Raw genomic sequence first — 12,153 nt, 5'->3', positions numbered from 1 at the left:
CGTGAAGGGCCCGTCGGGCGCCTGAGCGTCCCAGAGACGCTCCAACAGACCAATCATCTTGCGGGGCCGCAGAATGAATTTTTCACGTAACTTGCTTCGAACGGCGCTCCTGAGCTCGGCCGCTGCGGCCGCCGCGCTGTCGATGCCCACCTTCGCCGCCGCCCAGACCTCCGAGGTCGGCGTCGACGAGGTCGTGGTGACGGGTTCGCGTATCCGTCGTCCGGAGCTCACCTCCGTCCAGCCGCTGCAGGTGATCACCACCGAGCGCATGGAAGAGCGCGGCTTCACGAACGTCGCCGACGCCCTGAACGACATCCCGTCGGTGGGCGTGCCGATCAGCCCGGTGGGCGATCAGGGCTCGTTCGGCGTCGGCCGCAACTTCATCAACATCTTCAACCTGGGCACCAACCGGACCCTCACCCTGGTGAACGGCCGGCGCTTCGTGGGCGGCAACCCCGCCTCGATCTTCACCGGCGCGGCCGCCGGCGGCCAGGTCGACCTGAACGTCATCCCCACCGGCCTGGTGGACCGCATCGAGACCGTCCAGGCGGGCGGCTCGGCCGTCTACGGCTCGGACGCCATCGCCGGCGTCATCAACATCATCACCAAGCAGGACTACGACGGCGTCGAGGTCGACGGCCGCTACGGCTGGTCGGACGGCGGCTATGACGACTGGCGCGCCCGCATCACCGCCGGCAAGAACTTCCTCGACGGCCGCCTGAGCCTCTCGGGCAGCTACGAGTATAACGAGACCGGGCAGCTGGGCTTCGTGGACCGCCAGCGGACCGCCGAGCAGCTGACGTTCGCCCTGAACCCGGCGAACACCTCGGGCTCGGACAACATCCCCGGCCAGGTCATCTGGCTGAACCGCCGCATCCCGGAAGTGACCACCGGCGGCCTGCCCTTCCAGGCCAACACCTCGTCCCTGGGCCGGCTGGTGACCATCGCCAGCCCCTCGGGCGGCCGGGTCACGGCCCAGTTCGGCCCCGGCGGCGTGCTGGTGCCCTACGACGCGGGCACCTTCGTGCAGCCTTCGGTCGCCTCGGGCGGCGAAGGCATGAACCTGGCCGAGCTCAGCTCGCTGATCTCGCCGGTGAAGCGCCACGTCGCCACCGCGTTCGCCAAGTTCGACGTCACCGACAACATCCGGGTGAACGGCGAGTTCTTCTACTCGCAGTTCGACGCGGTCGAGCCGTACAACCAGCCGATCTACAACGCCCCGCTGTTCGGCGGTAACTCGTCGATGCTGCGGATGTCGACGGCCAACCCGTTCCTGCCGGCGGCCACCCGCGCCGCCCTGCTGGATCCGGCGAACGGCCTGGCGGCCGACGCGGCCAACCCCGGCGAGCGCATCTTCTACCTGTCGCGCGCCTCGGTCGACATCGGCAACAACAAGACCTCGGCCGACGGCGAGACCTTCCGCGGCGTGCTGTCGGTGGAAGGCGACTTCGACTTCCTCGACCGGAACTTCTTCTGGAACCTGGCCTACATCCACGGCCAGTCGGACGGCTCGTTCCAGAGCCCGAACATCATCCAGACGCGCTTCCTGCAGGCGATCGACGTCGTCCGCGACGCCAGCGGCGCCGTGGTCTGCCGCGACCCGTCGAACGGCTGCGCCCCGCTGAACATGTTCGGCGACGGCGCTCCCAGCCAGGCGGCGCTGGACTTCATCGGCGTCCAGTTCGAGAGCGAATACAAGATCCTGCAGACGGTGTACGAAGCCAACTTCGGCGGCGACATCCTCGACCTGCCGGCCGGCCCCTGGTCGTTCGCCGCGGGCTTCGAGGCGCGCTACGAGAAGTCGGACTTCAACCCGAACGCCCCGCAGGAAGCCGGCGTCGGCCGCTCGGCCGCCATCACGGCCCTGACCGGCAAGTTCGACACCAAGGAGTTCTACGGTGAAACCCTGCTGCCGATCTTCGGCGGCGACTTCACCTTCCCGCTCCTGCACCGCCTGGAGATCGAGGGCGCCTACCGCGACGTCGACCACTCGCAGGCCGGCTCGGGCAAGGCGTGGAGCTACGGCGGCCGCTGGTACCCGATCCCCGACCTGATGATCCGGGCCCAGAAGTCGCGCTCGTTCCGCGCGCCGGCGATCACCGAGCTGTTCCTGCCGACGGCGACCAGCTTCATGACCGCCACCGACCCCTGCCACCAGGCGAACATCAACTCGGGCCCGAACCCGGCCGTTCGCCGCGCCAACTGCGAAGCCGCGTTCACCGCGCTGGGCCTGCCGGCCGACTACAGCCTGGTGTCGCAGATCCAGCAGGCGACGGTGCAGGGCGCCACGTCCGGCAACCCCGACCTGCAGAACGAGATCGGCAAACAGTGGTCGATCGGCATGGTCTACCAGCCGTCGTTCGTGCCGGGCCTGTCGATCAACTTCGACTGGGTGAACATCCGGCTCGAGGACGCGATCAACAACTTCACGCTCACCTCGATCCTGCAGGTCTGCTACGACTCGCCCGGCGGCAACGCCGACGCGTGCAGCCGCTTCGATCGCGGCACGGCCGCCTCCGGGCGTCCGGGCCAGATCCTCGGCCGCGACGAGGCGATCGGCAACGGGTCCAACTCGATCGGTCCGCAGACCGGCTACATCAACGCCGGCTACACCAACTTCGAGGGCTTCACGGCCGGCGTGAACTACCGGATCGACTTCGTCGACTGGCTGGGCGGCGCCTTCGGCAACATGTGGGGCGGCAATCCGGGCCGTGTGGACGTCGATCTCGACATCTTCCACGTCGAGCGGCAGGAGACCTCGGTCACCGGCCTGGGCTTCGACCTGAACCGCGACCATGGCGAGATCGGCAACGCCAAGTGGCGCGCGAAGCTGGAGACCAGCTACTCGCGTGACCCGGTGGCCATCGTCTGGACCACCAACTGGATCGACGAGTCGCGCTTCAACAACGACTTCACGATCGAGACCCGCTACCCGCTGAAGGTCGACGAGTACTTCCTCCACGACCTGTCGGTGACGGTGAACCTCGATGCGCTGACCGACCGCTTCGGCATGGGCGTCCTCAACGACGCGCGCGCCCGGTTCGTGGTCCGCAACGTGTTCGACACGAAGCCGCCGCACGGCGCCACCAACTCGGCGAACGCCTACGGCACCTACGACTTCATCGGCCGCTACTTCCAGGCGGGTCTGACCGCCCGGTTCTAAGGCCGGTTCCGATACAGGGGCCGACCGCCCGGGCCTTCGGGTCCGGGCGGCGCCATGGAGAGCGAAAGAGCCGCCGGAGCGATCCGGCGGCTCTCTTGTTTTCGGAGGCTGTCGGGAGGGATCAGGCCGGCTGGAGGCTCTTGTGGCCGACCATGCGGGCCAGGCGCCCCTCGATGATCTCCTCGGCCTCGCGCACCATGCGGTGGATCAGCTCGGCGCAGGTCGGAATGTCGTGGATCAGGCCCTGGACCATGCCGGCCGACCAGATGCCGTAGTCGGGGTCGCCCTGTTCGTAGACGACCTTGCCGCGGGCGCCGGCCACCAGGTCCTTCACGTCCTCGAACTTGGCCCCGCCGCGCCGCTCTATGGCCACCACCTCGTCCGAGACCGCGTTCTTCGCCACCCGTGCGGTGTTGTGCATCGTGCGGAAGATCAGGTTGGTCTGCCGCTCGTCGTTGGCGACGATCTGCTCCTTCACCTTCTGGTGGATCGGGCTCTCGGCGGTGCACATGAAGCGCGTGCCCATGTTCACCCCGTCGGCGCCCAGCGCCAGGGCCGCCACCAGGCCGCGCGCGTCGCCGAAGCCGCCCGAGGCGATCATCGGGATCTTCACCTTGTCGGCCGCCGCCGGGATCAGGATCAGGCCCGGGATGTCGTCCTCGCCCGGATGGCCCGCGCACTCGAAGCCGTCGATGGAGATCGCGTCCACGCCCATCCGCTCGGCCGACAGCGCGTGGCGGACCGCCGTGCACTTGTGGATCACCTTGATCCCGTGCTCCTTGAAGTGGTCGACGTGCTCCTGCGGCTTGTAGCCGGCCGTCTCGACGATCTTCACCCCCGAGTCGATGATCGCCTGCCGGTACTCGGCGTACGGCGGCGGCGTGATCGCCGGCAGGATCGTCAGGTTCACCCCGAACGGCTTGTCCGTCAGCTTCTGGCAGCGCTCGATCTCGCGGCGCAGGTCGTCCGGCGTCGGCTGCGTCAGCGCGGTGATGAAGCCCAGGCCGCCGGCGTTGGCCACCGCCGCCACCAGTTCGGCGCGGCCGACCCACTGCATGCCCCCCTGCACGATGGGGTGCTCGACCCCGAAGGTCTCGGTGAAACGGGTCTTGAGCGCCATGGGTCGTCGCCTCCAAACAGATGTTTGGAGGACACTGAAGCGGCAGACGCCACGTCAGGCAAGGGCTTGAGCTACTGCAGCCCCGAGCGGCCGATGGCGTAGAAGCGCTCGGCGCGCTGCGCCTTGAGGGTCGCCGCATCGAGGGCCAGGAGCGCCTTCAGCTCCTCCTCGACCGCGTCGCCGACGGCCTGCATGGCGGCCTCGGGGTCGGAATGGGCGCCGCCCGCCGGCTCGCGGATGATCCGGTCGACGATCTTCATCCGCTCCAAGTCCTGGGCGGTGATCTTCATCGCCTTGGCCGCCTCGCCAGCGGTTCGCGCGCCGCGCCATAGGATCGAGTTGGCCCCCTCGGGCGCGATGACCGAGTAGATGGCGTGCTCCAGGATCAGCACCCGGCTGGTCGCGGCGATGGCGATGGCGCCGCCCGAGCCGCCCTCGCCGGTGATGACCGCCACGTTGGGCGTCTCCAGCATCAGGCACTTCTCGGTGGAGCGGGCGATAGCCTCGGCGACGCCCCGCTCCTCGGAGGCGACGCCCGGATAGGCGCCGGCGGTGTCCACGAAGCTGACGACCGGCAGGTTGAACCGCTCGGCCAGCTCCATCAGGCGGATCGCCTTGCGGTAGCCCTCGGGGCGGGCGTAGCCGAAGTTGTGCTTCACCCGGGTGACGGTGTCGCGGCCCTTCTCGTGGCCCATGACCACCACCGGCATGCCGCGGAAGCGGCCGAGGCCGCCCATGATCGCCTGGTCGTCGGCGAACTTACGGTCGCCGCGGAGCTCCTGGAAGTCCTCGATCAGCGCGGCGACGTAGTCGACGAAGTGCGGCCGGTCGGGATGGCGGGCCACCTGGGTCTTCTGCCAGGCGTCGAGATTGGCGTAGGCCTCGCGGCGCATGTCCTGCGCGCGGGCCCGCAGCGACTCGATCTCGCCGTCGAAGGCGCCCGGGCTGGCGGTCTCGGAAAGGCGCGAGAGTTCCTCGATCTTGGCTTCGAGGTCCGCGATGGGGCGCTCGAACTCGAGATAGTGGGCGGCCATGCGGAGGATCGCTTCCCTGAGTCGTCGGTCGTGGGGTCGTCTGGAGAGGGGTCGTCGAGAGAGCGCCGGAAATTAGGCGTGAACCGTCGCCCTAACAAGCCGGGAACCGCCTCCGCGGCCTCGGCCGGTCCACTCCCGCTCCCGCGCCGGTGCAACCGCCTTCGGGGAAGGGAGTTTGGTAGCCCGAGGTCGAGCCAGGCCTGCATCCGTTTCGGGGGCCGGAGGCGACCGGCGCGTCTTCGAAGAACCGCGCGGACCCCGCCCTGACACAGCGCCGCCGCGCCGAGGAGAAACGGAGCTATTCGAATGAACAGCATCTTGAAGATCGGGACGGCGTCTGCGCTCGCGCTTGCGACCGCCGCCCCTGCCTACGCGCAATACTATCGCCCGACGCCCGAGTACCAGCGGGCGCAACAGGACTACCGCTACCAGCAGGAGCAGTATCGCGACAGCCGCGAGGCCTATCGCGAAGCCCGCCAGGACTACCGGGAGGCCCGCCGCGACTACGAGCGCCGCCTGGCGTCCTGGGAGCGCGAGCGGGCCCGCTACGACGCCCGCTATGGACGCGGCGCCTACGAGCGGCGCTACGCCCGACCCGTGTGGGACGAGGCCTACTGGGCCGACAATCGCGCGCCCTACGCCGGCTACTACGGCTCGAACGCCTCGACGAACGTCCGCTGCAACAACAACTCGACGATCACCGCGGGCGTGCTGGGCGCGGTCGTCGGCGGCGTGCTGGGCTCGAACGTGGCCGCCCGCAACGCCCGCACCGAGGGCACCGTGCTGGGCGCCCTGGTCGGCGGCGGCCTCGGCGCGGCCGTGGGCCGGGCCAACGACCGCTACAAGTGCGACAGCCGCGGTCCCTACTTCACCTACAACGACACCGTGCCATACCGGGAAAGCCGCTCGTGGCGCTACGGCGCCTACGACACGAACTACTACGCGCGCCAGCGCTGCCGCCTGGCCCCGGCCCCGGTGGACTCGCGCGGCGAGGACTACCGCTACGTCCGCGTCTGTCCGGACGACCAGGGGCGCTACCGGATCACCGGCTGACGCACCAGGAAAGGCCGCCTTCGGGCGGCCTTTCTACTTCTTGGCCAGCGGGTGCTTGGAACGGACCACCTCGCTCAGGCGATCCGAGGCGACGTGGGTGTAGATCTGGGTCGTGGCGATGTCGGCGTGGCCCAGCAGCTTCTGCACCACCCGCAGGTCGGCGCCGCCCTCCAGCAGGTGGGTGGCGAAGGCGTGCCGCAGCACGTGCGGGCTGACGCGCCCCGGATCGATCCCGGCGTCCGCGGCGGCCTCGTCCAGGAGCTGGGCGAAGCGGCGGGGCGTGAGCCGTCCGCCCTTGCCGCGCGAGGGGAACAGCCAGGGATTGGCCGTATCCCCCTTCGGCAGGAAGGCGGGGCGGACCTCCAGATAGGCCTTCACCGCCGCCCGGGCCGGCTCGTTCAGGGGCGCCAGCCGCTCCTTCCCGCCCTTGCCCTTCACGATCAGGTAGGCGGGATCGCGCGCCAGGGCCGCCAGCGTCAGGCCGGTCAGCTCGGAAATCCGCAGGCCCGAGGCGTAGGCCAGCTCGACCATGCAGGCCAGGCGCAGGGCGTGGGACGCCCCGTCGCGCGCGCCGGCGGCGGCGATCAGCCGGTCCATCTCCTCGCGGGACAGCACCTTGGGCAGGCTGCGCCCCTTCTTCGGCGCCTCGACCCGGCGCGAGGGATCGTCGCCGCGCCAGCCCTCGCCCAGGACGAAACGGTAGAACTGGCGCACGGCCGCGCGTCGGCGCGCCGCGGTGGCCGCCGACAGGCCGCGCGCGCCGAGATCGGCGAAATAGGCCTCCACGTCCTCGGCCGTCGCGTCCGAGAGGTCGCGGCCGAGCCCGGCCAGGAAGCCGGCGGCGTCGGCCAGGTCGCGTCCGTAGGCCGAGAGCGTGTTCCTCGCCGCCGCCCGCTCGACGGCCATCATCTCGAGAAAGGCTTCGGTCCAGGCCGCGCCCTTGCCGCTCATGGCAGCGCCGCCAGCCCTTCCAGGGCGAAGGCGCGGGCCTCCTGGGCCAGGCCCGCCTGGGCCAGCGCGCGGACGATCCGGGCGCGGTCGGCGACGCCGGGGCCCTTCTCGCCGGCCTCGGCCGCGACCCACAGCGAGAGCAGGGCGGCCTCGCCCATCAGCTTCGCCTCGCCGGCGCGGGTGAGGGCGAAGGCGCGGCCGGCGGGCGTCTTGCCGGGATCGACCGAGAAGGCGGCCAGGCCGCCGCGATCGGCCGCCGTCAGCTCGGGCGCGAGGGCGGCCACCAGGAGGGCGGCCGACTGCAGCCGCGCGCGGCCCTTGGCGTCGGCCTCGGCGGCCGCGGCGATCAGGGCCGACAGGCCGCCCGGCGGCGGATCCTGACCCACGGCGATGGCGGCCGCGAGCCCCCCCGTGGCCCCGTCGATGGCCGAGACGTCCCAGGTGGGCGGCAGAGGCTCGCCGCCGGTCAGGGCGGCCGCCACCGGCGGGGCGGGCTTGGCCGCCATCAGGTCGAGGCCGAGGCTTCGGGACAGCGCGAGATCCAGGCCGTTGCGCAGCGAGGCGGCGCCCGGATCTCCCCCCGAGAGCTTCGCGCCCATCAGCCGGCCGAAGACGGCGTCGCGGGCCTGACCCTGGGCGAGATCGAAGGTGAGCTGGCCCTCGGCGGTCTGGCCGGCCAGCGCCTGGCAGTAGGCGCGCAGCCGCAGCCAGTAGGGCTGGCCCCGGCCCGTCCCCAGCGCCTGCTCGATGGCGCAAGCGCGGGCGTCGTCTCCGCCCAGCAGGGCGCTCTCGGCTGCGGCCTGGGAGAGCTCGGCGTTGCGCTCCAGCCCCGGCGCCCGCTGCAGGATGGCGGCGGCGGCGGCCGGATCGCCCAGGGCGATCAGCGCGCCGGCGCGGGCCGCGATCAGCGCCGGATCGTCCCCCAGCCCCGGCGGCCCCGCCGCTCCGGTGGCCAGGACGCGGCGGGCGAGCGCCGCGGCGGCAGGCGACAGCGGCTTGGCCGCGAGCGTCGGCAGGACGGTCCGGGCGGTGGCGGCTGAGGCGCCCTTCCACAGATCGCCGGGCAGGCCGGTCGGCCGCCCGGGCGTCGAGAACGCGTCGGGGGCGGCGAGCGGGACGACCTCCACAGGCTGGGCCTGGGCGGCGGTGCAGAGGGCGATGGAAAGGGCGGCGGAGAGAGCAAGACGCGACATGGGCGGCAGCATACTTGCCCGCCCGGATTGGCGCGAGGGCGCGCGCTCGTGTATGGCTCCGCCGTCCATGGACCGTTTCGAACCGCTACGCCGCCGGACCATCGCCCTCGTGGGCCTGATGGGCGTCGGCAAGTCGAGCGTGGGCCGGCGCCTGGCCAGCGCGCTGGGCCTGCCGTTCCGCGACGCCGACTCCGAGGTGGAGGCGGCGGCCGGCCGGTCGATCTCGGACATCTTCGCCGACCTGGGCGAGGCCGCATTCCGCGACGGCGAGCGCCGGGTGATCGCCCGCCTGCTGGACCAGCCGCCGCACGTGCTGGCCACCGGCGGCGGGGCGTTCATGAACGCCGAGACCCGCCAGCTCATCAAGTCGAAGGCGATCTCGGTCTGGCTGAAGACCGACCTCGAGACCCTCGCGCGCCGGGTCGGCCGCAAGGACACCCGCCCCCTGCTGGCCGGCAAGGACCCGCTGGAGGTCCTCAGGGCCCAGGCCGAGGTCCGCTATCCCGTCTACGCCGAGGCGGACATGACGGTCGAAACGGGGGACGTGGCGCACCACGTCACCGTCGACCAGGTGATCCGCGCGCTGTCGGCCTATCTGGAGGAGCGCGCGGAATGACGCGCAGCATCGCCGTCGGCCTGGGCGAGCGCGCCTATGAGGTGCGCGTGGGCGAGAACCTGCTGGACGAGGCCGGCCGGCACCTGCGGCCCTTCCTCAAGCGCGGCCGCACGGCCGTGGTCAGCGACGAGACGGTCTGGCGCCTGCACGGGGCGCGGCTGGAGGCGGCCCTCAAGACCGCCGGGGTCGAGGTTCATCCCGTGCTCGTGCCGCCGGGCGAACAGAGCAAGAGCTTCGCGGGACTGGCCGACGTCACCGACCGCCTGCTGGGCCTGGAGCTCGACCGGGGGGACCTCGTGACCGCGTTCGGCGGCGGCGTCGTAGGCGACCTCGCCGGCTTCGCCGCGGCGATCTACAAGCGCGGCATCGACTTCATCCAGATCCCCACGACCCTCCTGGCGCAGGTGGATTCGTCCGTGGGCGGCAAGACGGCGATCGACACCCCCCGCGGCAAGAACCTGGTGGGCGCCTTCCACCAGCCGCGGCTGGTGCTGGCCGACCTGTCGGTGCTGGACACCCTGCCGGTCCGCGAGATGCGCGCGGGCTACGCCGAGGTCATCAAGTACGGCCTGCTGGGCGACCGCGGCTTCTTCGAGTGGCTGGAGGCGAACGGCGCCAAGGTCCTGGCGCGTGAGCCCGAGGCGCTGACCCACGCCGTCGCGCGTTCCGTGGAGATGAAGGCCGAGATCGTCGCCGAGGACGAACGCGAGCAGGGCCGCCGGGCGCTGCTCAACCTCGGCCACACCTTCGCCCACGCCCTGGAGGCCGAAACCGGCTACGGTGAGGCCCTGCTGCACGGCGAGGCGGTGGGCGTGGGCCAGGCCCTGGCCTTCCGCTTCTCGGCCGCGCTCGACCTGTGCGCCGGCCAGGACGCCGAGCGCGCGACCCGCGCGATCGCCGCGGCCGGCCTGCCCGTCCGGCTGTCGGAGACGCCCGGCCATCCGTTCGACGCCGACCGGCTTGTCGCCCACATGGCCCAGGACAAGAAGGCCGAGGCCGGACGGCTGACGTTCATCCTGGCGCGGGGCCTCGGCAGCGCCTTCACCGCCAAGGACGTGGAGGCGCAGGCCGTGCGCCGCTTCCTGGTCGCGGAGGGAGCCCGGCCGTGATCGGCGCGATCATCGTCGCCCTGGCCCCTTCCCTGGTCGTCCTGCTGCTGCTCTCGGCCCTGATGTCGGCGACCGAGACGTCGATGACCGCGGCGAGCCGCGGGCGCATGCACCAGCTCGAGCGCGAGGGCGATCCCGCCGCGCGGCGGGTGAACCGGCTGATCTCGGACCAGGAGAAGCTGATCGGCGCGATCCTGATCGGCAACAACGTCGTCAACATCTTCGCCTCGGCGCTGACGACCTCGGTGCTGACGCAGGCGTTTCCGGGACCGGCCGGCGCGCTGATCGCCACCGGCGTGATGACGGTGCTGGTCGTGGTGTTCGCCGAGATCCTGCCCAAGACCGTCGCCATCGCCCAGGCCGACAACGCCGCGCGCGCCCTGTCCCTGCCGGCCCAGTGGACGGTGAGGATCTTCGGCCCCCTGGCGAACGGCGCCCAGTGGATCGTCCGACGCACGCTGCGCCCGTTCGGCATCCGCCTGTCGATGGAGACCGACGTCCTCGCCGCCCACGAGGAGATCCGCGGGGCGGTGGAGTACCACCACTCGGAGGGGCTGGTGGAGACGCGGGACCGCTGGATGCTGGGCGGGGTGCTGGACCTGGCCGAGATGGACGTCTCGGAGGTGATGGTCCACCGCCGCTCGATCGTGATGATCGACGGCGACAAGCCCCCTCGGGAAATCCTGAACGAGGCGCTGGCGCAGGGCCATACGCGCCTGCCCATCTACCGCGACGAACCGGAGAACATCGTTGGGGTCCTGCATGTGAAGGACCTCCTGAAGGCGATCGCCGACGCCGACGGCGACATCGACGCCGTCAGGATCGCGGGCATCCTGCGGACGCCCTGGTTCGTGCCCGAGACCACCAGCCTGAAGGACCAGCTGGCCGCCTTCCTGAAGCGCCAGAACCACTTCGCCCTGGTGGTGGACGAGTACGGCGCCATCCAAGGTCTGGTGACTCTGGAGGACATCCTCGAGGAGATCGTCGGCGAGATCGAGGACGAGCACGACGTGGTCGCGCCGGGCGTCAATCCGCGGCCCGACGGCTGGGTGTCGGTCGAGGGATCGGTGACCATCCGCGACCTGAACCGGGCAATGAACTGGGAGCTGCCGGACGACGAGGCGGTGACGGTCGCCGGCCTGTTGATCAACGAATGCCAGCGCATTCCCGAGGTGGACGAGACCTTCGCCTTCCACCGCCATCGCTTCCGGGTGGTGGAGCGGCGCGGCAACCAGCTCACCCTGCTCGACGTCTCCCCGCCCGAACAAGCTGTGGATGATTGAGCCGCCCTGCGGAACCCACGGCGCAGCTTATCGTTTGATCCGTGTTCGCCGCCGCTGGGGGTCCGTCGAATTGAGGTCGCATACACGCCGCACGGCGCCCGGGCCCCGCCCCCCGTTCAGCCGCTGTTCAAGCGGCGTGGCATGTGGTTAGGCGATGCAGAACCTCAAGGAATCTGGCGCCGGAGCCCCCAGCATGACCGACAAGCCCAGCCTCGAAGGCATGCGCGTCCTCGTCGTCGAGGATGAGATGATGGTCTCGATGCTGATCGAGGACATGCTGGCGGACCTGGGCTGCACGGTCGTCGGCCCCGCCTCGCGCCTGGACGAGGCCATCGCACTCGCCAAGGAAGCCGACCTGGACTGCGCCGTCCTGGACGTGAACCTGGGCGGACAGCCGATCTTCCCGCTCGCCGACCTGCTGCGCGAGCGCGGCGCGCCGTTCGCCTTCGCCACCGGCTACGGGGATGCGGGTCTGCGGGAAGTGGATCGCGGCTCGCCCGTCCTGCAGAAGCCGTTCCGCGAGGGCGACCTGGCCCGCGTGCTGGGCGAGCTGAGGGCGGCGGCCGCCTAGAGGTATTCGAGCGCGCGCGCCGCCAGGCCCTGGGCCAGGAAGGCCGTCGAGCCGATCAGC

The 12,153-nt window shown here is 71.1% G+C and carries 10 protein-coding genes; 6 read left to right on the top strand and 4 right to left on the bottom strand.

Features of this window, described 5'->3' with window-relative positions; translation table 11 throughout:
- Positions 1-91: 91 nt before the first annotated feature.
- Positions 92-3,163: a TonB-dependent receptor domain-containing protein gene (locus tag PHZ_RS04075; RefSeq protein WP_041373131.1), complete on the top strand. Its 3,072-nt coding sequence runs from the start codon at positions 92-94 to the stop codon at positions 3,161-3,163.
- A gap of 121 nt (positions 3,164-3,284) precedes the next feature.
- Here the strand turns inward: PHZ_RS04075 and PHZ_RS04070 are convergent, their stop codons facing one another.
- Both PHZ_RS04070 and PHZ_RS04065 read right to left on the bottom strand, forming a co-directional pair.
- Complete coding sequence (locus PHZ_RS04070) at positions 3,285-4,283, bottom strand: NAD(P)H-dependent flavin oxidoreductase (RefSeq protein ID WP_012521311.1); 999 nt, start codon at positions 4,281-4,283, stop codon at positions 3,285-3,287.
- A 71-nt stretch (positions 4,284-4,354) separates the two neighbouring features.
- Positions 4,355-5,317 (bottom strand): acetyl-CoA carboxylase carboxyltransferase subunit alpha, encoded by a 963-nt coding sequence (locus PHZ_RS04065; protein ID WP_012521310.1) that lies wholly within the window; start codon positions 5,315-5,317, stop codon positions 4,355-4,357.
- A gap of 306 nt (positions 5,318-5,623) precedes the next feature.
- Here PHZ_RS04065 and PHZ_RS04060 point away from each other — a divergent pair, with 306 nt between their 5' ends.
- Positions 5,624-6,370, top strand: a complete 747-nt coding sequence (locus PHZ_RS04060) for a glycine zipper 2TM domain-containing protein (RefSeq protein ID WP_012521309.1) — start codon at positions 5,624-5,626, stop codon at positions 6,368-6,370.
- A 33-nt stretch (positions 6,371-6,403) separates the two neighbouring features.
- Here PHZ_RS04060 and PHZ_RS04055 read toward each other — a convergent pair whose 3' ends face one another.
- Entirely contained in the window at positions 6,404-7,321 is a 918-nt protein-coding gene (locus tag PHZ_RS04055; protein WP_012521308.1) for a site-specific tyrosine recombinase XerD, read from the bottom strand.
- Complete coding sequence (locus PHZ_RS04050) at positions 7,318-8,514, bottom strand: hypothetical protein (protein ID WP_148216778.1); 1,197 nt, start codon at positions 8,512-8,514, stop codon at positions 7,318-7,320. Before PHZ_RS04050 ends, PHZ_RS04055 begins: the two co-directional genes overlap by 4 nt.
- Here PHZ_RS04050 and PHZ_RS04045 point away from each other — a divergent pair.
- The 4 genes from PHZ_RS04045 to PHZ_RS04030 all read left to right on the top strand — a co-directional run bounded on the left by PHZ_RS04045 (position 8,513) and on the right by PHZ_RS04030 (position 12,093).
- Complete coding sequence (locus tag PHZ_RS04045; RefSeq protein ID WP_407946747.1) at positions 8,513-9,130, top strand: shikimate kinase; 618 nt, start codon at positions 8,513-8,515, stop codon at positions 9,128-9,130. The two genes, PHZ_RS04050 and PHZ_RS04045, sit on opposite strands and share 2 nt — an antisense overlap.
- Positions 9,127-10,239 (top strand): 3-dehydroquinate synthase, encoded by a 1,113-nt coding sequence (aroB, locus tag PHZ_RS04040; protein ID WP_012521305.1) that lies wholly within the window; start codon positions 9,127-9,129, stop codon positions 10,237-10,239. The genes PHZ_RS04045 and aroB overlap by 4 nt, the downstream gene beginning before the upstream one ends.
- On the top strand, positions 10,236-11,522 hold the full coding sequence (locus tag PHZ_RS04035) for an HlyC/CorC family transporter (RefSeq protein ID WP_012521304.1): 1,287 nt from the start codon (positions 10,236-10,238) through the stop codon (positions 11,520-11,522). Before aroB ends, PHZ_RS04035 begins: the two co-directional genes overlap by 4 nt.
- A 193-nt stretch (positions 11,523-11,715) precedes the next feature.
- The gene (locus tag PHZ_RS04030) at positions 11,716-12,093 is read left to right on the top strand and encodes a response regulator (protein WP_012521303.1); all 378 of its coding nucleotides are present in this window, start codon (positions 11,716-11,718) and stop codon (positions 12,091-12,093) included.
- Positions 12,094-12,153 lie beyond the last annotated feature (60 nt).

Origin of the sequence: Phenylobacterium zucineum HLK1, assembly GCF_000017265.1 — a bacterium.
GTDB lineage: Bacteria > Pseudomonadota > Alphaproteobacteria > Caulobacterales > Caulobacteraceae > Phenylobacterium > Phenylobacterium zucineum.
This window is presented reverse-complemented; position numbering and strand designations above follow the sequence as displayed.

What these genes read in the sequence shown, in the direction of transcription:
- PHZ_RS04070 (WP_012521311.1), bottom strand. Translation starts at nt 4,283, where the DNA reads ATGGCGCTCAAGACCCGTTTCACCGAGACCTTCGGGGTCGAGCACCCC.
- PHZ_RS04065 (WP_012521310.1), bottom strand. Translation starts at nt 5,317, where the DNA reads ATGGCCGCCCACTATCTCGAGTTCGAGCGCCCCATCGCGGACCTCGAA.
- PHZ_RS04060 (WP_012521309.1), top strand. Translation starts at nt 5,624, where the DNA reads ATGAACAGCATCTTGAAGATCGGGACGGCGTCTGCGCTCGCGCTTGCG.
- PHZ_RS04055 (WP_012521308.1), bottom strand. Translation starts at nt 7,321, where the DNA reads ATGAGCGGCAAGGGCGCGGCCTGGACCGAAGCCTTTCTCGAGATGATG.
- PHZ_RS04045 (WP_407946747.1), top strand. Translation starts at nt 8,513, where the DNA reads ATGGGCGGCAGCATACTTGCCCGCCCGGATTGGCGCGAGGGCGCGCGC.
- PHZ_RS04050 (WP_148216778.1), bottom strand. Translation starts at nt 8,514, where the DNA reads ATGTCGCGTCTTGCTCTCTCCGCCGCCCTTTCCATCGCCCTCTGCACC.
- aroB (WP_012521305.1), top strand. Translation starts at nt 9,127, where the DNA reads ATGACGCGCAGCATCGCCGTCGGCCTGGGCGAGCGCGCCTATGAGGTG.
- PHZ_RS04030 (WP_012521303.1), top strand. Translation starts at nt 11,716, where the DNA reads ATGACCGACAAGCCCAGCCTCGAAGGCATGCGCGTCCTCGTCGTCGAG.